This is a genomic window from Cetobacterium sp. 2A (assembly GCF_014250685.1).
Lineage (GTDB): Bacteria > Fusobacteriota > Fusobacteriia > Fusobacteriales > Fusobacteriaceae > Cetobacterium.
Genome location: NZ_JACFAJ010000011.1, coordinates 82,288 through 105,442, shown reverse-complemented (window position 1 = coordinate 105,442; position 23,155 = coordinate 82,288). Strand labels below are relative to the sequence as shown.

General features: G+C 29.1%; 21 protein-coding genes. 5 read left to right on the top strand and 16 right to left on the bottom strand.

Annotation, left to right across the window (positions count from 1 at the left end; translation table 11 throughout):
• Positions 1–17: 17 nt before the first annotated feature.
• Together H3N56_RS12095 and H3N56_RS12090 are read right to left on the bottom strand one after the other, a co-directional pair.
• The gene (locus H3N56_RS12095) at positions 18–1,763 is read right to left on the bottom strand and encodes a sigma 54-interacting transcriptional regulator (protein ID WP_185881449.1); all 1,746 of its coding nucleotides are present in this window, start codon (positions 1,761–1,763) and stop codon (positions 18–20) included.
• Positions 1,750–3,036, bottom strand: a complete 1,287-nt coding sequence (locus H3N56_RS12090) for a hypothetical protein (RefSeq protein ID WP_185881448.1) — start codon at positions 3,034–3,036, stop codon at positions 1,750–1,752. Before H3N56_RS12090 ends, H3N56_RS12095 begins: the two co-directional genes overlap by 14 nt.
• A 332-nt stretch (positions 3,037–3,368) precedes the next feature.
• Here H3N56_RS12090 and dpaL point away from each other — a divergent pair, with 332 nt between their 5' ends.
• From dpaL to H3N56_RS12070, 4 genes are read left to right on the top strand one after another with little or no spacing between them, the layout of a single operon-like run.
• Entirely contained in the window at positions 3,369–4,583 is a 1,215-nt protein-coding gene (gene dpaL / locus H3N56_RS12085; RefSeq protein WP_185881447.1) for a diaminopropionate ammonia-lyase, read from the top strand.
• 32 nt (positions 4,584–4,615) lie between these two features.
• Entirely contained in the window at positions 4,616–5,803 is a 1,188-nt protein-coding gene (locus H3N56_RS12080; protein WP_185881446.1) for a YgeY family selenium metabolism-linked hydrolase, read from the top strand.
• Positions 5,804–5,820: 17 nt separating this feature from the next.
• Positions 5,821–7,299: a sodium:solute symporter gene (locus H3N56_RS12075; RefSeq protein WP_185881445.1), complete on the top strand. Its 1,479-nt coding sequence runs from the start codon at positions 5,821–5,823 to the stop codon at positions 7,297–7,299.
• Between the two features lie 28 nt (positions 7,300–7,327).
• Positions 7,328–8,914: a D-aminoacylase gene (locus H3N56_RS12070; RefSeq protein ID WP_185881444.1), complete on the top strand. Its 1,587-nt coding sequence runs from the start codon at positions 7,328–7,330 to the stop codon at positions 8,912–8,914.
• Positions 8,915–8,975: 61 nt separating this feature from the next.
• Here the strand turns inward: H3N56_RS12070 and H3N56_RS12065 are convergent, their stop codons facing one another.
• The 9 genes from H3N56_RS12065 to H3N56_RS12025 form a co-directional block, all read right to left on the bottom strand.
• Positions 8,976–10,283 carry an MATE family efflux transporter gene (locus H3N56_RS12065; RefSeq protein WP_185881443.1) on the bottom strand — a complete coding sequence of 436 codons (1,308 nt, stop codon included), beginning with the start codon at positions 10,281–10,283 and terminating at the stop codon, positions 8,976–8,978.
• A 79-nt stretch (positions 10,284–10,362) separates the two neighbouring features.
• Positions 10,363–12,138: an NADH-dependent [FeFe] hydrogenase, group A6 gene (locus H3N56_RS12060; protein ID WP_185881442.1), complete on the bottom strand. Its 1,776-nt coding sequence runs from the start codon at positions 12,136–12,138 to the stop codon at positions 10,363–10,365.
• A 13-nt stretch (positions 12,139–12,151) separates the two neighbouring features.
• Positions 12,152–13,876: an NADH-ubiquinone oxidoreductase-F iron-sulfur binding region domain-containing protein gene (locus H3N56_RS12055; RefSeq protein WP_185881441.1), complete on the bottom strand. Its 1,725-nt coding sequence runs from the start codon at positions 13,874–13,876 to the stop codon at positions 12,152–12,154.
• Positions 13,857–14,528, bottom strand: a complete 672-nt coding sequence (locus tag H3N56_RS12050; RefSeq protein ID WP_185881440.1) for a M48 family metallopeptidase — start codon at positions 14,526–14,528, stop codon at positions 13,857–13,859. Before H3N56_RS12050 ends, H3N56_RS12055 begins: the two co-directional genes overlap by 20 nt.
• A gap of 5 nt (positions 14,529–14,533) precedes the next feature.
• The gene (locus H3N56_RS12045; protein ID WP_185881439.1) at positions 14,534–15,211 is read right to left on the bottom strand and encodes a ThiF family adenylyltransferase; all 678 of its coding nucleotides are present in this window, start codon (positions 15,209–15,211) and stop codon (positions 14,534–14,536) included.
• A gap of 2 nt (positions 15,212–15,213) precedes the next feature.
• On the bottom strand, positions 15,214–15,435 hold the full coding sequence (locus H3N56_RS12040) for a MoaD/ThiS family protein (protein ID WP_185881438.1): 222 nt from the start codon (positions 15,433–15,435) through the stop codon (positions 15,214–15,216).
• Positions 15,436–15,438: 3 nt separating this feature from the next.
• Positions 15,439–17,238, bottom strand: coding sequence for an aldehyde ferredoxin oxidoreductase family protein (locus H3N56_RS12035; protein WP_221893491.1), 1,800 nt, complete (start codon positions 17,236–17,238; stop codon positions 15,439–15,441).
• A gap of 100 nt (positions 17,239–17,338) precedes the next feature.
• Entirely contained in the window at positions 17,339–17,659 is a 321-nt protein-coding gene (locus H3N56_RS12030; protein ID WP_185881437.1) for a hypothetical protein, read from the bottom strand.
• 59 nt (positions 17,660–17,718) lie between these two features.
• A complete protein-coding gene (locus H3N56_RS12025; protein WP_185881436.1) occupies positions 17,719–18,048 on the bottom strand; it encodes a hypothetical protein in 330 nt (109 codons plus the stop codon).
• Positions 18,049–18,389: 341 nt separating this feature from the next.
• Between H3N56_RS12025 and H3N56_RS12020 the strand changes: the two genes are divergently transcribed.
• Positions 18,390–18,992 carry a LysE family translocator gene (locus H3N56_RS12020; protein ID WP_185881435.1) on the top strand — a complete coding sequence of 201 codons (603 nt, stop codon included), beginning with the start codon at positions 18,390–18,392 and terminating at the stop codon, positions 18,990–18,992.
• On the opposite strand, the gene H3N56_RS12015 is transcribed toward H3N56_RS12020, so the two are convergent.
• The 5 genes from H3N56_RS12015 to H3N56_RS11995 all read right to left on the bottom strand — a co-directional run bounded on the left by H3N56_RS12015 (position 18,966) and on the right by H3N56_RS11995 (position 23,119).
• Complete coding sequence (locus tag H3N56_RS12015; protein ID WP_185881434.1) at positions 18,966–19,916, bottom strand: ABC transporter ATP-binding protein; 951 nt, start codon at positions 19,914–19,916, stop codon at positions 18,966–18,968. The two genes, H3N56_RS12020 and H3N56_RS12015, sit on opposite strands and share 27 nt — an antisense overlap.
• Before the next feature lie 13 nt (positions 19,917–19,929).
• Positions 19,930–20,808, bottom strand: a complete 879-nt coding sequence (locus H3N56_RS13465) for a glycine betaine ABC transporter substrate-binding protein (RefSeq protein ID WP_255492199.1) — start codon at positions 20,806–20,808, stop codon at positions 19,930–19,932.
• Positions 20,801–21,475, bottom strand: a complete 675-nt coding sequence (locus H3N56_RS13460; protein WP_185881433.1) for an ABC transporter permease — start codon at positions 21,473–21,475, stop codon at positions 20,801–20,803. Before H3N56_RS13460 ends, H3N56_RS13465 begins: the two co-directional genes overlap by 8 nt.
• A 25-nt stretch (positions 21,476–21,500) precedes the next feature.
• A complete protein-coding gene (locus H3N56_RS12000; RefSeq protein WP_185881432.1) occupies positions 21,501–22,667 on the bottom strand; it encodes an iron-containing alcohol dehydrogenase in 1,167 nt (388 codons plus the stop codon).
• 86 nt (positions 22,668–22,753) lie between these two features.
• Complete coding sequence (locus tag H3N56_RS11995; protein ID WP_185881431.1) at positions 22,754–23,119, bottom strand: MerR family transcriptional regulator; 366 nt, start codon at positions 23,117–23,119, stop codon at positions 22,754–22,756.
• Between the last annotated feature and the right edge of the window lie 36 nt (positions 23,120–23,155).

The following is a 23,155-nucleotide window of genomic DNA, read 5'->3' as shown; positions in this document are numbered from 1 at the left end:
TATATATTTGTAAAGTCTTAAATCTCAATTTTTTCAAGGATGTGATACTTTTCAATTTTTCTATATAAAGTGGCTATACCTATATTAAGAATATTTGATATTTTTATTTTAGCTTTTTTTGTATGACCGAATTCGTTTAGAAGTTCCATTATTGCATTCTTTTCTATTTCATCTAAAGATTTATGTTTAATCTGAGTATTTTTTATAGTTTTAATTTTATTGGGGATACAATTTTCGGTTAAAATACCATCTTCCCCCATTATATTTACCATATATTCTACGGTATTTTCTAATTCTCTTACATTTCCAGGCCAAGAATATTCTTGAAATAATTTTATAACTTCTGGAGAAATTTCAGAAAAATTTTTCATAAAAAGTTTAGAATATCTTTTAGAAAAATAATTTGTAAAGAGTTCGATGTCATCAAGTCTTTTTCTAAGAGGAGGAATTTCGATAGGGATAACATTTAATCTATAAAATAAATCTGCTCTAAAGCTTCCTTCAGCAATAAGTTTTTCAAGATTTTTATTTGTGGCCGCAATAATTCTAACATCAATGTCTATAAGCTGATGTGAACCGATTTTTACTATTGATCTTTCTTGAAGAACACGAAGAAGTTTTACCTGCATATATAAAGGCATATCTCCTATTTCATCTAAAAAGATAGTACCTCTATTAGCTAGTTCAAATTTTCCAATTTTACCTTTCGAATCTGCTCCAGTAAAGGCCCCTTTACTATATCCAAATAATTCACTCTCTAAAAGAGCTTCGGGAATTGCACCACAGTTGATAGCGATAAAAGGATTCTTATTTCTTGGACTTTTTATATGGATGGTTCTTGCAACCATTTCTTTTCCTGTTCCACTTTCACCGGTTATTAAAACTGTAGATTGATTTTTAGATATTATTTTAAGTCTTTCGTAAAGAGATTTCATTTCAATGGATGAAAAAAGAAACTCTTTAACTAATGTACTTGATGTGGAGTTGATAATTTGCAAAACTTCTTCTTGAAATTCTATTTTTTCTTTAAATATTAAAAGTTCTTCATGAGGGGATAAATTTACTAATTCTCCTATTCCAACTATAGCGATATCATTAAACTTTATAGAAAAAGAAGTTTTTTCCATAAAAGCTTCTCCAATCTTATTACAAACAAATGAGTGATTTGGAATTATAGATTGAATTTTAAAAAGGTTTAAAGATTTTTTATTCATATGAATAACATTTTTTTTATCATCTAAAAGAACTATAGCATCAGATATTTCATTAAGTATTTTTTTTAATGCTTCATTTTTAGAAAAAGACATTTTCTTTTGAATATTTTCAAAAATCTTGGAGCTTATAAATGAAGAAATTTGCTCTAAAAACTTAATGAAATTTTCTTGATTTTTAATAAAGTTATCTTTTTGTCCCTCTAAAAAACAAATAAGACCAATTACTCCAATGGGTTTATTTTTGAATTTAATAGGCATCGATATTTCAAGTTTTTCATTACAATTATTTTTCTTATCACAGTCTAAACATAGGGTATCGTAGCCTGGATTTACAACTATTTGGGTAATCCCACCTGCCAAAACTTGTTTGTAAATATGTGATTCTTTTTCCATGCTAAGTCCACTTTTCTTTTTTAATATCCCTGTTCCAGCTACCCGAATTAGATTTTCGTCCATAATTTCAACCTCTAATCCAATTACTTGAGAGATAACTTCTGCGTATTCTTGAACTTTATCTTTTATTTCTAACAATAAACTATTCGTAGTCATATTTTACCCCGTTCTTATTTTTTCTTTTGTAAAGAGTTAAAATCCCTAAACTTTTTCTATATTTTGCTACACTTCTTCTAGAAATATCATATCCTTGTTTCAGTAGAAGTTGCATTATTTCATAATCAGATATGACAGAGACTTCTTTTTCTATGATTTCTTTAATCTTATCTTTAATTTCTGAACAAGATTGGCCATTTATTTTTTTGCATAACAGTTCTTTCAAAGCTTTAACTTTGTAGTTAGGCATTAGAATATACTTGTCTTTCAAACTTCTAGAAACTGTTGATATGTGAAGATTTAATGCTTCTGCAATATCTTTTAAAATAAGTGGCTTTAGCGACGAATTTTTTAGAATATATTCTTTTTGTTTCTGTGTTATTAAAGTTATAATTTTTTCAATTGTTCTATTTCTAAAATTTAGAGCATTTATAAAATCTAAAGCTTCTCTCTTTTTTTCGAATATTAAGACTTTTTCTTCTTTAGTTAAAGAGGAGATATTCATATTTATATAATCTTCATTTAATATAACCCTAGGAAGTTTTCGTAATTCTAAAACTAAATCTTGATTTTCAATAAAGATTGAAGCTTCAGGGATTATAAATAGGTGTTCTGTAAAAAATGGCATATTTTGAGTTGGATAAAGCTTTAAATTTTTTAAAATATTTAGAAAATTTTCATAATCAATTTTTTTTATTTTAAGTTTTTTATATAAATTTTTATCTAATCCAATTTTATTGAAATATTGTGACATGATTAAAATTTTAAATTTTTCCGTGTAATAGTTTGAATAGTTTTTTTTAAGTTGGAAATCTAGAAATTCATTTATATTTTTAGATCCGCATCCCTTAGGCTCTAAATCGAGTAAGATTTTTTTAGAAATATTTAAAATGTTTAGATGTTTTGGAGAAGAGATTAAAGGGAATTCAAGTAATAGAAATCCTCTATCATCAAGATTTCCTATCAAGTATTTTAAACAGTTCAGAATTTCTTTTGAAACATTAATTTCTAGAAGCTGATTTTCTAAAAATTTTTTTAAGGTTTGTTTTTCTTCAGAACGATACTTATTCTCTTCGAAAGAGATATTTGCACAATATTTATGATTATCTTTTGTATTATTTTCGTCTATTTGAAGAAAAAAATTTTTTTCAATCATTTGAGTTATTTCGATTTCTAAATTTATATTAGTTTTTTGCAGTAAATTTATAGATAATTGTTGCTCTCTTTTCAGTATTTGAATTTGACTTATAATAGCACTATTATTTAAATTCATTCAGGCTCCAAATTGATTTTTTATAGATATATTATTTCTATTATATAACAAAAAATATAAAAAACAATCATATAAAGATATAATTATCATTTTGAGACCACTTTTTTAAAATGCTTCTAAACATTGTTAAAACAACAGAATAAAATGAGGTATCACTTTGATTCTGTTGTTATCAAAATGATACCTCATTTTTTAAATTTCTATCTTTTAATTAAAATAAATATCTCTAGAAGATAAAAAAATAGGAAAAATCTTTATTTTTTAACGATTGGCATAAAATTTGCATATTGATAGGGTAAGCAACCAAAAATTTTCGTATGAGGTGATTAACTGTGGAAAAGGAAATAAAGTGGTGTCCCAATAATATTAAAAAAAATAATGAAATGGAATGTATTAATTTTCTTACTTATGATGAAGTTAAGAAAGCTAAAGAATTTCATGAAAGCTTTCCTCAATATTCATCAACTCCTTTAACTGAATTAAAAAATTTAGCTAATCTTTTAGAAGTAAATACAATTTTTGTAAAAGATGAATCCTATAGATTTGGACTTAATGCCTTTAAGGTACTTGGTGGGTCTTTCGCAATGGCAAAATTTTTAGCGGAAAGATTAGAAGAAGATATTTCAAATCTACCTTATGAAAGACTTATCTCTGAAGATATCAAAAAAAAATTAGGAGAAGTGACTTTTTATACGGCAACTGATGGGAATCATGGGAGAGGCGTGGCTTGGACTGCAAATAAGTTAAAACAAAAATCTGTGGTTTATATGCCTTTTGGATCATCAATAACAAGACTTAATAACATTAAGGCAGAAGGAGCAGAAGCATCAATAACAGATATGAATTATGATGATGCCGTAAGGCTTGCTGCCGTAAATGCAGAAAAAACAAATGGGATTATAATTCAAGATACAGCATGGAATAATTATGAAAAAATTCCTTCTTGGATAATGCAGGGATACGGAACAATGGTTCTTGAGTCAATTGAACAATTAAGGAGTAAAGGTATAGATAAACCTACACATATTTTTATTCAAGCTGGCGTTGGTTCTCTTGCAGGAGCTGTTCAAGGAGTATTTTCTACAATTTATGGAAAAGATTGTCCAAAAGTTGTGGTGGTAGAATCTAATTTGGCAGATTGTCTTTATAAATCAGCTCTTGCTAAAGATGGTATACCAAGATTTGTAGGCGGTAGTATGCAAACCATAATGGCAGGACTTGCATGCGGTGAACCAAATACCATTGGATGGGAAATTCTTAAAAATCATTCTACGGCATTTGTGTCTTGTCCTGATTGGATTGCTGCAAATGGAATGAGAATTCTTGGAAATCCTTTATCAGGTGATAGTAAAATAATTTCTGGTGAATCGGGAGCGGTTACTCTCGGATTATTTGAGTCAATTATGAAAAATGAAAAAATGAAAAGTTTAAAAAGTTTTTTAGAATTAGACAATAATTCTAAAGTTTTATTTTTTAGTACTGAAGGAGATACAGCTCCAGATAAATACAGAGAAATTGTCTGGTTAGGAAAATATTCTGGGGAATAGAAAAATATTATTATTCAATTTAAGGAGGAATTATGTTAGCAATTGAAAGAGAAAAGCAACTTACAGAATTATGTCAGTCTTTAATTCAACAACCAAGTATTTCTGGGAAAGAAATGAAAGTTATAGAAATGATGAAGTTATGGTTTGAAAAATTAGAATTTGATGGATACACGGTTGACAAATATGGAAATATTATTGGTTATATTAAGGGAAATAAACCTGGGAAAAAAATATTATTCGATGGACATGTAGATACGGTTCCAGTTCCAAATGCTGAGAAATGGACTCAGGATCCTTTTAAAGGAGATATTGTAGATGGGAAAATTTATGGCCGTGGGGCATCGGATATGAAAGGTCAACTTAGTGCTATGATGATCGCCGCTTCATATTTTGCAAAGGATACAAATAGAAATTTTGAAGGAGAAATTTATGTAGCTGGAGTGGTTCATGAAGAGATTTTTGAGGGTGTTGCTGCAAGAGCCATTAGTGATGCTGTGAAACCAGATTATGTAGTTATTGGTGAATCCTCAGAACTTAATTTGAAAATTGGACAGAGAGGAAGAGCTGAGATAATAATAGAAGTATTTGGAAAACCAGCTCACTCAGCAAATCCTGATAAAGGAATAAATTCTGTTTATAAGATGGCTAAAGTAATTAATGAGATTCAGGCATTAAAATCTCCAGAACATGAAGTTTTAGGAAAAGGTATCCTGGTACTTACAGATATAAAATCTTCTCCTTATCCTGGAGCATCGGTTGTCCCAGAATATTGTAAGGCGACTTTTGATAGAAGACTTCTTGTGGGAGAAACTAAAAAGTCTGTTCTTGAACCTATTGAAATACTTATAAAAGAAATGATGAGTGAAGACCCTGAATTGAATGCACAAATATCATATGCTAAAGCTACCGAAGATTGCTATACAGGTTCAAAAATTCAAGGAGAAAGATTTTTTCCAGGATGGTTATATAGTGAAGAAGATGAATTTGTCAAAATAGCTTATAAGGGGTTAGCGGAAGCAGGAATACAGCCTCAAATAACTCAGTATTCATTTTGTACGAATGGGTCTCACTATGCTGGAGAAGCTCAAATTCCTACAATAGGATTTGGACCATCTAAAGAAAATATAGCACATACAATAGATGAGCATATAGAAATTAATCAACTTGTTAAAGGAACAGAAGGTTACTATGGAATTTTGAAATCTCTTTATAGAAAATAAATTAGGAGGCATTGTTTATGAATAGTTCCCAAATAACAGCTTTAATAATTATTTTTATTTATATGGCAGTGACTGTTGCAATAGGTCTTTTTGTCTCAAGAAAAAAACCTGAAGATAAAATAAAACAAAGTAATGATGACTTTTTAATGGCTAGTAAGTCTTTAGGACCTATGGTTCTGGCTGGAACATTATTTGCAGCTAATACAGGGGGTGCAAGTACAACAGGGATTGCTACTAATGTGTATCAACATGGACTTTCTGCATCATGGTATGTTATAGCTAGTGGAATAGGTTTTATACTTGTTTCATTTATCGCACCATATTTTAGAAGAACACAGGCAAATACAGTTCCTGAAATAATAAGCAAAAGATACGGAAAACCTTCTCATATTTTTACTGCTTTTACATCTATTACAGCATTATTTATGGCAACAGGAGCTCAAATAATAGCAACTGCTTCTATTATTAATGTTGTAACTGGATTTGATTTTAAAACAGCAGCAATAGTGAGTACAATTGTAGTTATTATATATACAATGTTTGGTGGATTTAAATCTGTTACAGCAGCAAATCTTATGCATGTGTTGTTCATAACTGTGGGAATGACTATAGCTATGTTTGTGATGGTTAATAATAAAGATGTTGGTGGATTTAGTGCTCTATTTGAGAAGGCTAAAGTCATGCAAGATGCAAGTGGGGCTAATATAGATATACTTAGCATGACAAAAATTGGAGGGACAACAATTTTAGGATATGTGGCTATGTATTGTATGACTTTTCCAACTGGGCAGGAAATAGTTCAAACTTACTGTTCAGCTAAAGATGGAAAGTCAGCAAAATTAGGATCAATTATTGCAGGAATATTATCAACAATCTATGCACTTATTCCTACAATAATAGGGCTTCTGGCATATGTTTGTATTGATGGATATGCAGCTGGAGGTGTACAAAAAAATGCTTTAGCACAAGCAACATTGACATTTGCACCGCCAGTTTTAGCTGGAATTGTTCTTGCAGCAATAGTTGCAGCTACTATGAGTAGTGCTTCAGGAAACATGATTGGAACTGCTACTATGTTAACCAATGATATTTTTAGACCTTACATCAATAATGGTGTTAAAGATGATAAAAAAGAGATTTGGATTTCAAAGATTGCTATGTTTATAGTGGGTGTTGTTGGACTTTATATTGCGCTTAATGCGAGTAATATTATTAGCGTTATGATGGGGGCGTTTGCGCTTAGAAGTGCAGGACCTTTTGCTGCATTTATTTGTGCAATTTTTTATAAAAATGTTACACCACGTGCTGGGTTTGTTTCAATTATAGTAGGAACAGTTGTAGCAGGAATATGGATTTACGTATTGAAAACTCCTATGGGATTGAATGCCATGGTTCCTGGAGGATTTGCGGCATTTATAGCAATATTTGGAATTTCATATATAGAGAGGAGTATTGGAATAGAAGCTGCTCCTGAAATTGAATTTGAAAATATATAAAAATCTATATTTATAGGAGGAAATACAAGTGAAGAAAACTTTAATAAAAAATGGAACAATTATAAACGGAAATAGAGAAGGAAGATATAATGGAGATATTCTTTTAGAAGGGGATAGAATAAAGAAGATAGGAGTTATAACTGAAGAAATAGATAATATTATTGATGCATCTGGAAAAATAGTTGCACCAGGATTTATAGACACTCATAGCCATTCAGATTTGAGAGTACTAATAGAACCTTTTATTGAACCAAAAATTCGTCAAGGAATTACAACTGAAATATTAGGTCAAGATGGGATATCTATGGCTCCCTTACCTAAAGAATATGTTAGTTCTTGGAGAAAAAATCTCGCTGGACTAAATGGAGATAGTGACAAGTTAAGTTGGGACTGGGAAACAACAGATAAATATCTAGATTTAATCTCTAAAAATGGATCAGGACCAAATGAATTATATTTAGTTCCACATGGAAATATAAGAATGGAATCGATGGGATTAGATGCAAGAGTAGCTACAGAAGAAGAAGTAAAAAAAATGAAAGAAATTACAAGAAGAGAGTTGGAAGCAGGTGCGGCAGGAATTTCAACTGGACTTATTTATATTCCTTGTGCATATTCTTTAACAGATGAATTGGTTGAAATTTGTAAAGTTGCAGCTGAATTTGATAAACCTCTTGTTATTCATCAAAGAAGTGAAGCAGATACAATGTTAGAATCTATGGAGGAAGTAATAACTATTGCAAGAGAAAGTGGAGTTAAAATTCATTTCTCTCATTTTAAAATCTGTGGAAAGAAAAACTGGGGAATGATAAAGGATATAGAAAATCTTTTAGATAAATGTAAAGAAGAAGGTATAAAAATATCATTTGATCAATATCCATATGTGGCAGGAAGTACTATGCTCGGAGTAATTATTCCTGCCTGGGCACATGCTGGAGGAACAGATAAATTAGTAGAAAGGCTTGGAAATAAAAATGATAGAGCTCAAATGATAAAAGATATAGAAAATGGAATTTCAGGCTGGGATAACTTTATAGATTTCGCAGGTTTTGAAGGGATTTACATTACCTCTGTTAAGACAAAGGCTAATGAAGACTGTATAGGAAAAAATCTGTTAGAAATAGCGGAACTTAAAGGAAAAGATAAATATGATGCAGTGTTTGATTTATTAAAAGAAGAGGAAAATGCAGTAGGAATGTATGATTACTATGGAAAAGATGAGCACATAGTAACTTTTATGACCAGAGAAGAAAGTAATATTTGTACGGATGGATTATTAGGAGGAAAACCTCATCCTAGAGTATTTGGATCATTTCCAAGAGTAATAGGAAAATTTGTAAGAGAAATGAAGGCTATGACATTGGAAGAAGCCATTTATAAAATGACAAAAAAACCAGCTGATACTTTTAAAATAAAAGAAAGAGGAAGTTTGAAAGAAGGATATTTTGCCGACATAGTAATTTTTGATGAAAATACAACTATTGATAAGGGAACTTTTGAAGACCCTATTCAATTTCCAGAAGGAATAAGCCATGTTATTGTAAATGGACAAGTTGTGATAAATAACTATATTAAAAATGAGGAATTAGCAGGGAAAGTTATAAGAATTAAATAAAACTTAAGGCTCAGAGAATAAACTTCCCTGAGCCTTAAGTTTTACTATAAATTTTTTTCGATTAGATACTTTTAACAGCATTATAAGTAGAAATATTAATTTTAAAGAAATATCCGCTAGCTCCTAAAGTTAATAATTCTGAAATAATCATACTTATCCATATTCCGTTAATACCTAAGAATTTAGATAAAATAAATAAGATAATAGGTAGAAATAGTATTGATCTCATAATACATATAACATTAGAAGATGATGGATTTCCTATAGATTGATAATAAATGGTAGTAGCTAGATTTATACCAACAAGGAAAAATGCTACATTTATTATATTCAATCCAGAATAAGCCATCCGTATAATTTCTGTATTTTGACTGAAAAATTGAATAATCTTCATACCAAAAATATAACATACTGCCCAGAAAGTAAAATTAATAACAACTGAAGTGATAATAGTCATTTTGTAATATGAAATCATTGCCTTTGGATTTTTAGCTCCTAAATTGTAGCTTATAAGTGGTTGAACTCCAAATGCTAATCCCAATAATATCATATAAATATTAGTAGTAAGATAGTTTATTATACTAAAAGCAGCAAGTCCTGTTTCACCACCAATTTTTACAAGAACTATATTCATACAGAATATTATCATTGAAAATGTTATTTCTGCAAAAAAAGATGGGAATCCTATTTTTACAAATTCTTTGATTATTCCAAAATCTAATGTTACATTTTTAAAAGAAAGATGTCCTTTTTTTAATATAAAATGAAAAAGAATAACTGAGATTGTAATTAGTTGACCTAGTCCAGTTGCAATTGCGGCTCCTTTTATTCCCCACTGAAATATAAAGATAAAAATATAATCCAGTAAAACATTAGTTAGAGCACCTAAAATAGTAGAAAGCATAGCTAACTTTGGGTTTCCATCATTTCTAATAAAACTATTTAGTGCTATTCCTATTATGTTAGGAATACAAAATAGTGTGTAATATCTTAAATATGTAGCAGCCATATCGGCCATATTTTGAGTAGCACCCAAAATGATAACGATTTTTTCTGCAAAAACAACGCCAATTAGACTAAGAAAAAAACTTAAAATGATTAAGAATTTAAATGCCTGACGGAATATTAAAACTCCTTCATTTATTTTATTTCTTCCAAAATTTGAGGAAATTAATGTTCCTCCACCTACAGCAAACATTGTTGCTATTCCAAAAAAAGATATTGAGAGCGGTAATATTAAATTTACAGCTCCCAATGCCAAATCTCCCACACCTTTTCCAACAAATATTCCATCCACTATTACATATAGCGATGATATAAACATTGCCAGAACTGATGGGAAAACATATTTAGTAAATTGTTTAAACATAAATACTAATCCTCCGTAAAATTATTTTATTGTAAAATAATTTTACACCCTATTGTTACAATAGAGTCAATACAATTATTTAATCTGATGAGGAATTATTTTTAGGATAGTATGTTGTATGTAATAATCTAATTGCTTCAGGACTAAGAGGAGATGTAAAGTACTTTTCATATAATAGCTTAATATATGGGTTATCATGAGATTTTCTAATGATTTTTTTATCATCTATTTCTTGAATTGCAGCTATTCGTTTTTCAATTATTTCAAAATTTCCATGATGGAAAGGTTGACCACCACCACCAACACATCCACCTTTACAAGCCATTATTTCAATAGCATGAAAATTTTCTTCTCCATTTTTAATCTTATCTAAAAGTTTCCTAGCTGCCCCTAATCCATGAGCTATTCCAATTTTTAAAGGAATACTTCCAATCATTACTTCAGCGACTCTAACTTCCTCTATTCCTCTGAGAGCATAGAAATTAACATCGAGCAGTTCTTTTTCTGTTATCCACTCATAGGCAGTTCTTAAAGCAGCTTCCATAACACCTCCAGTTCTACCAAAAATAGCACCAGCACCAGTACAGACTCCTAAAGGATTATCAAACTCACTCTCTTCCATATTACATAAATTAATATCCGCTTGTTTTAAAAGAGAAGCCAACTCTCTTGTAGATAGAGAATAATCTACATCAGGGTTTCCTCTATAATGAAATTCTGGTCTCCCAGCTTCATATTTCTTTGCTAAACAAGGCATTATAGATACACATACTAGATTTTCTCTCTCTATTCCTTGGGATTTTGTCCAAATATTTTTTGCAACAGAACCAAATATTTCCATTGGAGATTTTGTAGTAGATGGAATATCTAGCATATCTGGATAATTATGTTCTATAAAGTTTATCCAAGCAGGACAACAAGAAGTAAGAATAGGAAGTCTAACATCTTTATCACCAGATAAATATTTTTCTATTCTTTCTTTTACTTCAGCGGCCTCTTCCATTATAGTATTATCAGCAGCAAAATTTGTATCAAAAACCTCATCAAATCCTAATTTTCTAAGAGCAGAAACCATTTTTCCTGTAACATTTGTTCCTGGTGGTAATCCAAACTCTTCTCCCAATGAAACTCTAACGGAAGGAGCAACCTGCACTATAACTTTTTTCTTTGGATTAGCTAAGTCTTCTATGAGCTTCCAAATATAGGTTGTCTCATAAATTGCAGCAACTGGACAAACAGCAACGCATTGTCCACAGAAAGTACATGCTTTATTTTCAGGATCTTCTAGATTTTCTTTAAAAGCAGTTTCAACAACAGCCCTAAATCCACTTTCTGCTTGAGATAATACATTACATGTTTGGATATCTCTACACATAGCTTCACATCTTCTACATTTAATACATTTATTTGGATCTCTTACAATAGCTTTTGTATATTTCAATGCGTGAGGAATGCTTGCTCCAAATATTCTAACTTCTCTTATTCCAAGATCAGCAGCTAACTCTTGTAGTTCACAATTATGATTTTTAGGACAGTATAGACAAGATTTTGGGTGATCAGAAAGCAGTAATTCTAAAATAGTTCTTCTCGTTGTCATTACTTTTATATTATTTGTACTTATACTCATTCCTTCCCAAATATGAGTTGAGCATGCAGGAAGTAAATCTTCTACTCCATCAACTTCGACAAGACATATTCTACAACAGGATTGTCGATGGATAAAACCGATATCTTTCATTTCCATATTACAGAGTTTAGGAATCTTTATTCCTATAATTTTTGCAGCATTTAGTATAGTAGATCCAGATTCTGCTTTTAAAGATACACCATTGATAGTAAGATTTATCATCTCCATTAATTCACCTTCCTTATGATCTATCGATAGCTTCAAAGTTACATACTTCATAGCACTTATTACATTTGATACATCTAAAATGATCTATTTTGTATTTTTCTCTAATATGCCCTTCTATACATAAAACAGGACATACCAAAGAACAAGCACCACAGCCAATACACTTATCATTTATATCATAAAAATTATGAATTAATGAATTTGGAGGTATAATTTTATTATCTATAGTTTTTGTTTCAAATTCATCCCAAAATTCATCCATAGCTGTTATAATTGGAATCTGAATAGATTTTCCCAGTCCACAGATAGACCCAAGTTTCATAGAAGTTGATATTTCTTTTATCATATCTATATCTGACATTGTTCCATGACCATCCAATAATTTTTCTAGAAGTTCGTAGATTCTTCTATTTCCGATTCTGCAAGGAGTACATTTTCCACATGAAGCATTCATAAGAAATTCAACGGAATCTTTAACGGCTGTAACTATAGAATCATTTTTATCTAATACTTTTATTCCGTTGAAACCTATAAATGATTTTATATTGACCATATTATCTATTTCAACTTTTCTATCAAAATTCTTTTCCATTATAAATTGACCAACTGTTCCGTCACTTTGAATTCCTTTGATAGGTTCTCCAGATGCTGTTCCGCCACCAATATCTTCTATTAATTCTTTTATTGTTATTCCCATAGGAACTTCCACTATTCCTGGAATTTTAACATTTCCTAGAAGCGTTATTATTTTAGTTCCAGTAGATGTATTAGTTCCAATTTTACTATAATTTTCACCACCATTTATCAGTAAATATGGAATGTTTGCTAAAGTTTCAACATTATTTAAAACAGTTGGTTTTCCTTTATATCCCTTTTGAAAAATATACGGTGGTTTTTGAGAAGGTTCCCCCCTATTTCCTATTAAAGATTGAATAAGGGCAGTTTCTTCTCCAGATACATATGCTCCAGCCCCAAAACGAATTTCAATGTCAAAACTAAACCCAGTTCCCATTATATTTTCACCAAGAAAATTAGATTCTCTTGCTTGTTTAAGTGCTAATTCTAATCTATTTAAAATTCCTGCATAATTAGATCTTATAAATATAAATCCTTTATTAGCTCTTACTGTATATCCTGCAATAATTAGTCCTTCTATTATTGTTTGAGGGCTATTATAAAGCAAATAAAAATCTTTAAAAGAATAAGATTCACTTTCATTTCCATTACAAATCACATATTTTTCACTTGATATTTGTTTATATACATCTTCCCATTTTTTCCAAACTGGAAATCCTGCCCCACCTCTTCCTCTTAATTTAGAAATTTCTAATTCGTCTAATATCTGAAGATGAGTCATGTTTAGAGCTTTTCTAAGACCACCATACCCACCTAACTCTATATAACTTTTAATATCTTCAGGATTTACTTGTTCACATATTTTCAAAATATTTTTTGTCTGCTTAGGGTTATTATTTAGTATTGGAGATTTTACTTCTTGAATTTCTTGTGGAGAAAGTTCTGTCTCTTTAAGAGTTAAATTAAAAAATGGATAAAATGTTGATACCCCATAAATTTTTGAAAGTGGGATTCCTGTTTTATTATGGATATATATTTGGATTTCTTTTGGTATACTTCCAAAAATTTCTTGAGCCTTTCTTAAAATATGAATAAGATATTCCTCTTTATTATCTAATTTACTAATATATTCATTGAGTTCATTAAAGTTTGAAGTTTCCATTTAGTAGCCTCCTTCGCAATTTATGATCAGGCATATAAATTTGTAAATAATTATAAAAGTTTTTGCTATGATTCGGATGAATTAAGTGAGCTAATTCGTGAAATATAACATATTCAATACAATATTCAGATTTTTCTATAAGTTTCAAATTTAAATTTATATAATTTTTGATATAGTTGCAAGACCCCCATCTGGATTTCATATTTTTTATTGAAATTTTATGAATTGGTCGGTTAACTATTTTTTTATATTTTTGAATTATTATTGAAAATTTATTGCTTGCTTCTTTAAGATACCAATCTTTTAATAATTTTTCTTTATGTTTGGAATCATTTATTTTTAGAGTATAAATAGTTATTTTTTCTTCATTAAAAATAACTGTATCTCTATCTTCATGGATAATTTCCAAAGTATAGAAATTACCAAGATATTGTATTTTATCTCCATTTAGATATTCCATTTTCAATTCTTTTTTATAGTTCTCTTTAAAGAAACTAGTATGTTTTTCTATCCATTTTTGTTTTTTGGAAATAATATTTTTTATTTCTTCATCTGTAGTTAAAAAAGGGGCAGTTAAAATAACCTGCCCCTCAGGTTTAATTCTAATATTGATATTTTTTATTTTTTTTCTAATTATAATTATATTTTCCATTGTATTTAACTTCCTATTTTTATCCATTCTAATTCTAAATTTCTCATATCTATATAAAAAAACCCTTTATCAGGAAGTTGCTTATTTAAAAGAGATTTAATTGCTAAATTTAACTGGATGGAAGCAACCATAGATACTGTAAATCTTGGAGTACCTAGTTTTTTTTCTATTCCATATGTAAAATTAGAATAAATATCTTTTAAAAATGGACTTTTTGGATAGATAATAGCTACATTTCCATACCATCCACCAACAGCTCCGTATATTAAATTTATATTATACTTTTGCGAGTATTTTTCTATAAGAATTTTAGTTTCAATATTATCTGTACAATCTATTACTAAATCCATATCTTTAAAAAATTTGTTTATATTTTCTTCTGTAACTTTTAAAGATATTTCATCAATAACTATTTTAGAGTTTATTTTTTCTATATAAATTTTTGCTACATCAATTTTTAGTTTTCCTATAGTATCTTCTGATGCTAATAGTTGTCTATTAAGATTTGATAATTCAAATCTATCAAAATCAATAATTCTAAGATATCCTATCCCAAATCTAGCTAATCCATCTATTATATCTCCACCAAGTCCACCCATTCCAATTATTAAAACTTTTTTATGTTTTAACTTCTCTTGTTCTTGAGAATTTAGAGTTCCTAAATTTCTAAGATATCTTTTCATTATTATCCTCCACCAACTGGCGGGAAAATGGAAATAATATCACCGTTAGATAACTTTTTATCAAGTGAAGAATGAAATCCATTTATTAGAAAAATAGAAACATCTTTTTTAGAAATATTAAGATCTTTAAGGATATCTTCTCCGGTAATATTTTCTTTGAATTCTATTTTAATAATCTTTTCTCTTCGCTCTCTCAATGTTGCAAAAAGTCTAATTTCTATCATATCTTAATCCAGTCCTAATCTTATAAGTGTTTCTTTAGTTGGAAAAGCATCAACCCAACCACGAGCAGTATAATATTCTGGTAACATTTTATCTAGATGACTCTTTTGACCTATCGATGGTCCATTTGAAATGGATTCCTCTATAAGACGCTTAGGAAGTCTATCATCCTCGGCTTTCATCCCAGCTTGTTGGTTAAAAAGACGTTCTAAATTATAAATTCGTTCTCCCGTTTCAAGAAGAGATTCAGCGGTATGATTAGTTCCAGTTCCAGCATTTATGAAATTAACATAGTCGTCTATGTTAAGTGCAAAAGACGTAAATAAACACATTCCCATAGAATCAATTACAGCAGTTAAATCTTGAAAAATTTTAGTCCATTGAGCTTTGCCTTCAATTGTTGTTCTATCCAATAACTGTGGATGAGCTAAAACTTCTGGAGAAATCATATAACCACGAACATGACATCCACCTCTATTACTTGTTGCATAATTTAAACCAATTCCTTGTATTCCTCTTGCATCGTAAGCAGGTAATTCTTGTTTTTTTACTGACATTGAAAGTTCTGGATAGCCATATTTTTCACATAACCTTTGAGATCCCTGAGCCATTAGTTTTCCAAGCTTTCCTTGTCCATATCCAATACGTTTAGTCCATTCTACAATTGTTTCTTTATCTCCAAATTTTAATGGGATTCCTTCGCATTCTTCATCCGTTATAGCCCCTTTTTCATAAAGTTCCATAGCAGAAGCTATTGTACACGGTACAGAGATGGCATCAATTCCTAATTCATTACACCAGAAATTCGCTTCATTTATTGTAGGTAAGTCATAAACTCCACAGTTTCCACCATATGCCCAAAGAGTTTCATATTCTGGGCCTCCAATTTTTTCTCCGTTTCTTTCAACAACTCTTCCACACCCAATTGGACATCTGTGACAATGGTATGTTCCTTTTAAATATTTTTCAGTCATAGTTTCACCACTAATGTTTTCAACTTGATTAGAGTAGCTTCCTTGCCAATTTTTAACTGGAAAACTACCTGTTTCATTTATTATATTAACTAAAACGGCTGTTCCATAAGTTGGAAGACCAGTTCCAGTTACCCCGTCTTCTTTTATTTTTTTCATTGCTACTAACATCTCATTTTTTAATGCATTTGAATCTGATACAGGAATTGAATTTCTAGATGATTTAACAACTATAGCTTTTAAATTCTTTGATCCCATAACAGCTCCAACTCCAGAACGACCTGCAGCTCTATCTCCATCATTTATAACAGCGGCCATAAGAGATTTTGTTTCTCCACCGGGGCCAATATTTAAAACTGATGAATTAGTATAAATTTCTTTTAAAATTTTTTCTGTTTCAGTACTAGTTTTTCCCCATAACTTATCAGCAGCTTTTAATTCAACATATTCATCTTCTATCACTAAATAAACGGGACTATCTGAAGCTCCTTCAAATATAATACCATCAAATCCAGAATATTTTAGTTTCGCTCCCCATTCTCCACCAGAATTTGAACAAGCTATCATTCCAGTAAGCGGAGATTTTGTAACTACAACATATCTTCCTCCAGTAGGAACACTAGCTCCAGTTAAAGCTCCGGTCATCATTATAAGTTTGTTTTCTTTTGAAAGTGCATCTATAGTAGGATTTATTTCATTCATAAGCATTTTTGTCCCCAGTCCTCTAGCACCTATGAATTTTTCAGCAAGTTTCATATCTAACACTTCATTTTTAATTTCTCCATTACTCAGATTTACTCTTAGTATTTTTCCATTATATGATGTTATCGACATTTCTTCCTCCCTTAAACTATATTTCAAAGAGTTTAGTACATTTAAAGTATACCTCATAGTATTCAAAAAATAAAAAAATCTTGAGAATAATCTCAAGATTTTATATCCATTCTAATTTCATATTTTCAGATAAAATAACTATTTCAGGATTTGTATAATAAGTTCCATTTCTTTTTACTTGATAAGCAAAAATTTCACAGTCATATAAATCAACTTTTTTTAGACTCATCTTTCCATAAGTAGTTACTTTCTCATTATTTATAATTTTAAATTGTCTACCTCTATAATTTTCTGGGAAATCATAAGTAATTTTTTTTATACCACAATTAAGTTCATAAATTTCATCATAATATTTTTTTAAATTTTCTATAATTTCATTCTTTTTACTTTTTAATTCATTTAATTCTAAAATTTTATCCATTTCAACTTTCTCCTATGTAATTATTTGTCAAATTACATTGTATCATAAAAATTTTATCTTTATTTGTTTATTTCTACAAAATCTAAAAATATTTTATTTTCTTCGTTTGATAACCCTAATAATATTTTTGGAATTTCTTCTAATTTATCGAGATCAGCCTCATATTTAATATTTATAATTCCTGAATCTACTATTTCACTAAAATTAACAGCTAAATTACTATAAACTTTTTTTCTAACTTCATCATTTGAAAAAATTCCCATTTTATTATTTTCTAAAAATTGTTTCATGTGTTCGACAGATAAAATACGATCTTCCCCGATTAAAGCTTGATGGACAGCTTCAACTACTTCATAATCCACTAAATTAAATTCTAACATAATTTTCATATCTATACCTCCATGATGTCGTATTTAGATTAACTAAACGTCGTATATATATACATAAATTTTTTAATGTATCAAGAAAACTAATAAAATCAACGTATTTCATAACAATGTCGTATAATACATATTATACGACATTGTTATGAAACAAATAATTGACAAAATTGATGACTGCGTAAAATCGATTTTAAGGCCTTTCTAATTTAAAATCCTTGTATTTATATGTGAATTGTATTTAAAATCGATTTTTAATTTATATTATTTATAACTGTATTATTCCTGTTGCAAATATCTCATAATTTATGTTATTATATCCTTAAATTACAGTATTTTAGGAGGAACAATTGAATTTAACATTTATTTTCGCATCACTCATTTTTGCTATGACCCCGGGATTGTCAACAATGTATATTCTTAATAATTCTACTATTTATGGAAGAAAAGAAGGTATCCTTTCAGCATTTGGTGTAATGACTGGAGGAATGATTTATAATATAGTTGCTGCAGTTGGTCTTGCTGCCGTAATTACGAATTTTCCATTTTTATTTAATAGTATAAAGATAATAGGAGCAGTTTATCTTATATATGTTGGAATAATGAGTTTTAAAAGTAGTTCAGCTACAAAACAAAAAAATGAAAATAAGCAATGCTTTACAAAAGGAATAATCACTAATATAGCTAATCCTAAAGTATTAATATTTTTTATAACATTTATTCCACAATTTGTAACTACTTCTAATAATGGGATTGGAAAAGAAATTTTTATTCTTGGAACAATTTACCTATTCATAGAATGTTTTTGGTATGTGAGTCTTGCAACATTTACCGCTATGTTTACAGATAAGTTTCAAAATTTTTTCCAAACTAAAATGAAATATATATCTGGATCTGTGTTTATTTTAATGGGATTAAATTTATTATCATTTATTGTAACTTATATTGCTTAATGAAAAAATTCCAATTTCTTTTTCTGAAGAGTCCATAACTAATAGATTTTCAGAATTGGATTCTAAAATTATTTTTATAGCTTGAATAAGTTTAATATTTGAATTTACTTTTAATAATCTTGGGGAGATTTTATCTATATTATTCAATGGTTTCATAACTTCTTTTACAGTTGTTAAAGACAAGTATGCTATAAAATCCTTAATTCCAAAGAAAGTTTCTACAAATTTACTTTTAGGATTAAATAGTAACTGTTCTAATGTTCCAGATTGGATTATATTTCCATCATTCATAAGAACAGTTCTATCTCCCATTTTAAAAGCTTCTTCGATGTCATGAGTTACAAAAATTATAGTTTTTCCTAGCTCTTTGTGTAATTTCAATAATTCATCTTGTAATCCTCTTCTGGTAATATCATCTACAGCTCCAAAAGGTTCATCCATAAGTATTATTTCCGGATTTCCAGCTAAAGCTCTCGCTACTCCGACTCTTTGTTTTTGACCACCACTCAATTCTCTTGGATATTTTATTAAATAACTCTCATCTAAACCAACTAAATTAATAAGTTCATTTGCTTTCTTCTTCTTTTCTAATAAATTATTTTTTTTTAAATCTAAAATATAAACTATATTTTCTTCAACTGTCATATGAGAAAACAGTCCAACTTGTTGAACAACATATCCTATACTTCTCCTCAACTTGATTATATCCCAGTTTTTTATTTCTTTTCCCTCTATAAAAATATTACCACTATCAGGCTTAATAAGACGATTAACCAGTTTTAGTAAAGTTGTTTTACCACATCCTGATTTTCCAATTAATGTAATAAACTCTCCAGAATTTATAGTAAAATTTATATTATTGAGTATGGTTTTACCATTTTCATAAGATTTTGTTACATTTTCAAATCTGATGAGTTCACTCATTTTTTCACCTCACTTACTTAATTATTCCTTTATTTTTAAGAAATTCATGAGCTACATCTTTTGGATCTTTATTTTCTATTTCAACTAAATAATTCATCTCTATCATTTCATTGTTATTAATATTATTGTCTAATTTCTTCAAAGCAGGTTCTAGTTCTGGGTATTTTTTTAATGTTTCTTCTCTAACAACTGTAGCGGCATAGTATGGAGGAAATAAATTTTTATCATCATTTAAAACTTTTAAATTATATTTTTTTAATAGCGCATCTGTTGAAAAAACATTAATTACATCTACTTGATTTTCTCCAATAGATAAATATTTTAGTCCAATATCTAGCTCTTTTTTATTGCCAAAATCCATTCCATAATTTTTTTCAAGATTTTTAAATCCATCCTCTCTTTCATAAAAATCATATTCTGCTCCAAATTTTAAATCTTGACTTTTTTTAGCTAAATCAGAGTAACTATTTATTCCTAAATTTTCTGCTAAATCTTTTTTCATAGCTAAAGCATAAGTATTGTTAAATCCGTAATAATTTAACCATTTTATTTTATATTTATAAGAGTATTGTTTTCTTAGTTCAGAAAGTAAATCTTTCCCATCTGGTAACGGAGGATTTTTAAGAACAAAACTCCATCCAGTGCTGTCATATTCTGGATAAATATCTACATCTCCTTTTTCCATAGCTGGATGAATATTGGATGTTCCACCACCTATTCCAAATTTTTTTTCCACTTTTATATCGGTATTATTTTCTATAGTTTGAGAAATAATTTCTCCTAAAATATATTGTTCAGTATGAGGTTTGGAAGCTACTACAACTTTTTTTTCGTCTTTGCTACAGCCTAATAATGTGATAATTAATAAAAAGAATCCAATTTTTTTATACAATATCCAACACCTCCATTTTTTTATCACCAGTTATTCTCTTATTGTATTTTTTTTCAAATATTCCAATTATTAGATCCATAACAACAGCAAATAGAGCAACAAGTAAACTACCAGCCACAGTCATTTCAGGATAATTTGTGGTTATTCCACGCCAGATTGCTACTCCTAAACCTCCTGCACCAATGAAAGAAGCTATTCCGGTTAACGCAATAGTCATTACTACCATTATTCTAAAACCTGCTAAAATTATTGGCAAAGCAATTGGAATCTGAATTTTCAATAATAGTTGTCGAGATGTACTACCCATAGCTACAGCTGATTCTATTATAATTTGGTCAACTTCTGTTATGCCAACATAGGTATTTCTTATCATCGGTAATAGCCCATAAAGAACCAAAGCTATTAAGGCACTTCCATTTCCAATTCCAGTTATAACAACTAAAAATCCTAAAAGTGCGATAGATGGGATAGTATATATAAAATTCATAATTCCAAATAATATGTTTGCTATATTTTTATGTCTAGTCATATAAATTCCAGATGATATTCCTAATACAGTTATTACTATTATGGCTGTAAATGAAAGAATAACATGTTGTATGAAAAGTTCTATAAAAAAGTCGCTTCTATCTTTGTATAAATGAAATAGTTTTAAAATAAACCCCATCATATCTCCCTTCTTTTTTATTAAATTATTTCTTTAGAGCTTTTTTTAAAATTTTACGAGTTATATCTAATGTTAAATCACCAGTTTCTGACAAATGAGTTCTTTTATTTAATTCAAGAGATTTTAAAATATCCTCTATTTGTTCTTCTTTAATTTCATAATCAGAAAGATAAGTTTTTATGCCCAAACTTTCAAAAAACTCACGAGTTTTTAAAATTGCTAAAGTAATTTTTTCATCATCACTACCTTCTTTTATATTCCAAACCCGTTCTGCATATTGAAGTAATTTTAATTTCTTTTGCTCTTTTCTGATTTCCCAAATTGCTGGTTGTAGTATAGCTAAGGATTTTGCATGGTCGATACCAAATAGAGCTGTTATATCATGTCCAATCATATGTGTGCTCCAGTCTTGTGGAACTCCTGCTCCTATAAGGCCATTTAATGCCATAGTTGCGCACCACATAAGGTTTGCTCTTGAATCATAATCTGTTGGATTCTCTATTGTTTTCTTTCCAATTTCGATTAAAGTCAGTAATATTCCCTCAGCTGTTCTATCCTGAAATCTTCCTTCAGCTGGAAATGTCACGTATTGTTCTACTGTATGTATGAAAGTATCAACTATTCCATTAGCAACTTGAGTTGTTGGTAAAGAATATGTAAGTTCGGGATCTAAAATAGAAAACTTTGGAAAAGTATGAGAACTGAACACTGGAACTTTTTTCCCATTATGACTAATAACAGCTCCATTATTCATCTCTGAACCAGTTGCTGGCAATGTTACTATTGTTGCTAATGGAATAGCACAATCAACTGGAACATTCTCAAAACCATACTCTAAAAGTTTTTCTGGATTTTGTCCTATATATTTAGAAGCAATTGCAACAAATTTAGTCCCATCCATGACAGATCCGCCACCTACTGCCAATAAAAAATTAATATCTTCAGATTTTACTACATCAACTGCTTTCATTAATGTACTAAATTTAGGATTTGGTTCAATTCCACCAAACTCAAAAACTACTCTATTTTTAAGATTTTCTTTTACTTTTTCAAGAGTTCCATATTTTTTAATACTTCCCCCTCCATAAAGAATTAAAACTCTAGCTTCTTTTGGTATAAGATTATCTAGTTCTCCTAAACGATCCTTACCAAAAACTATCTGTGTTGGGTTATAAAAATCAAAATTTAACATTTTTTCCTCCTAAGATATATAATTTTATAGCTATAAATATATCATACACTTTAGAGTTAACTCTAAGTCAATACAATTAAAAAAAATTAGCAAAATTTTTGATTATTTTCATACATTTCTATTTTTTTATTAATTTTATTGATATAGTTTTTAAGTTTTTTTATCTCTAAATCAATCTTTTTTCTATGCTCTAACAGTAAATTTTTTCTTTCTTCTTTGGTATAATCACCTTCTAAACTTAAATCCACAATATGTTTTATATCTGAAATTTTCATTCCAGTCTCTCTTAGACACTTTATTGTCTCTATCCAAAATATATCATCTTTATCAAATATTCTTATTCCTTTATCATTCCTTTTAACTAGTGGTAATAAGCCTTCTTTTTCATAAAATCTTAATGTATAAGTACTAATTTCAACTTTTTCTGAAACTTGTCCAATTGTATATTTCATAATCACTCCTTTTTTATAATATTCTATATTATCATT

What these genes read in the sequence shown, in the direction of transcription:
- H3N56_RS12095 (WP_185881449.1), bottom strand. Translation starts at nt 1,763, where the DNA reads ATGACTACGAATAGTTTATTGTTAGAAATAAAAGATAAAGTTCAAGAA.
- H3N56_RS12090 (WP_185881448.1), bottom strand. Translation starts at nt 3,036, where the DNA reads ATGAATTTAAATAATAGTGCTATTATAAGTCAAATTCAAATACTGAAA.
- H3N56_RS12080 (WP_185881446.1), top strand. Translation starts at nt 4,616, where the DNA reads ATGTTAGCAATTGAAAGAGAAAAGCAACTTACAGAATTATGTCAGTCT.
- H3N56_RS12075 (WP_185881445.1), top strand. Translation starts at nt 5,821, where the DNA reads ATGAATAGTTCCCAAATAACAGCTTTAATAATTATTTTTATTTATATG.
- H3N56_RS12065 (WP_185881443.1), bottom strand. Translation starts at nt 10,283, where the DNA reads ATGTTTAAACAATTTACTAAATATGTTTTCCCATCAGTTCTGGCAATG.
- H3N56_RS12060 (WP_185881442.1), bottom strand. Translation starts at nt 12,138, where the DNA reads ATGGAGATGATAAATCTTACTATCAATGGTGTATCTTTAAAAGCAGAA.
- H3N56_RS12055 (WP_185881441.1), bottom strand. Translation starts at nt 13,876, where the DNA reads ATGGAAACTTCAAACTTTAATGAACTCAATGAATATATTAGTAAATTA.
- H3N56_RS12050 (WP_185881440.1), bottom strand. Translation starts at nt 14,528, where the DNA reads ATGGAAAATATAATTATAATTAGAAAAAAAATAAAAAATATCAATATT.
- H3N56_RS12045 (WP_185881439.1), bottom strand. Translation starts at nt 15,211, where the DNA reads ATGAAAAGATATCTTAGAAATTTAGGAACTCTAAATTCTCAAGAACAA.
- H3N56_RS12040 (WP_185881438.1), bottom strand. Translation starts at nt 15,435, where the DNA reads ATGATAGAAATTAGACTTTTTGCAACATTGAGAGAGCGAAGAGAAAAG.
- H3N56_RS12035 (WP_221893491.1), bottom strand. Translation starts at nt 17,238, where the DNA reads ATGTCGATAACATCATATAATGGAAAAATACTAAGAGTAAATCTGAGT.
- H3N56_RS12030 (WP_185881437.1), bottom strand. Translation starts at nt 17,659, where the DNA reads ATGGATAAAATTTTAGAATTAAATGAATTAAAAAGTAAAAAGAATGAA.
- H3N56_RS12025 (WP_185881436.1), bottom strand. Translation starts at nt 18,048, where the DNA reads ATGAAAATTATGTTAGAATTTAATTTAGTGGATTATGAAGTAGTTGAA.
- H3N56_RS12015 (WP_185881434.1), bottom strand. Translation starts at nt 19,916, where the DNA reads ATGAGTGAACTCATCAGATTTGAAAATGTAACAAAATCTTATGAAAAT.
- H3N56_RS13460 (WP_185881433.1), bottom strand. Translation starts at nt 21,475, where the DNA reads ATGGGGTTTATTTTAAAACTATTTCATTTATACAAAGATAGAAGCGAC.
- H3N56_RS12000 (WP_185881432.1), bottom strand. Translation starts at nt 22,667, where the DNA reads ATGTTAAATTTTGATTTTTATAACCCAACACAGATAGTTTTTGGTAAG.
- H3N56_RS11995 (WP_185881431.1), bottom strand. Translation starts at nt 23,119, where the DNA reads ATGAAATATACAATTGGACAAGTTTCAGAAAAAGTTGAAATTAGTACT.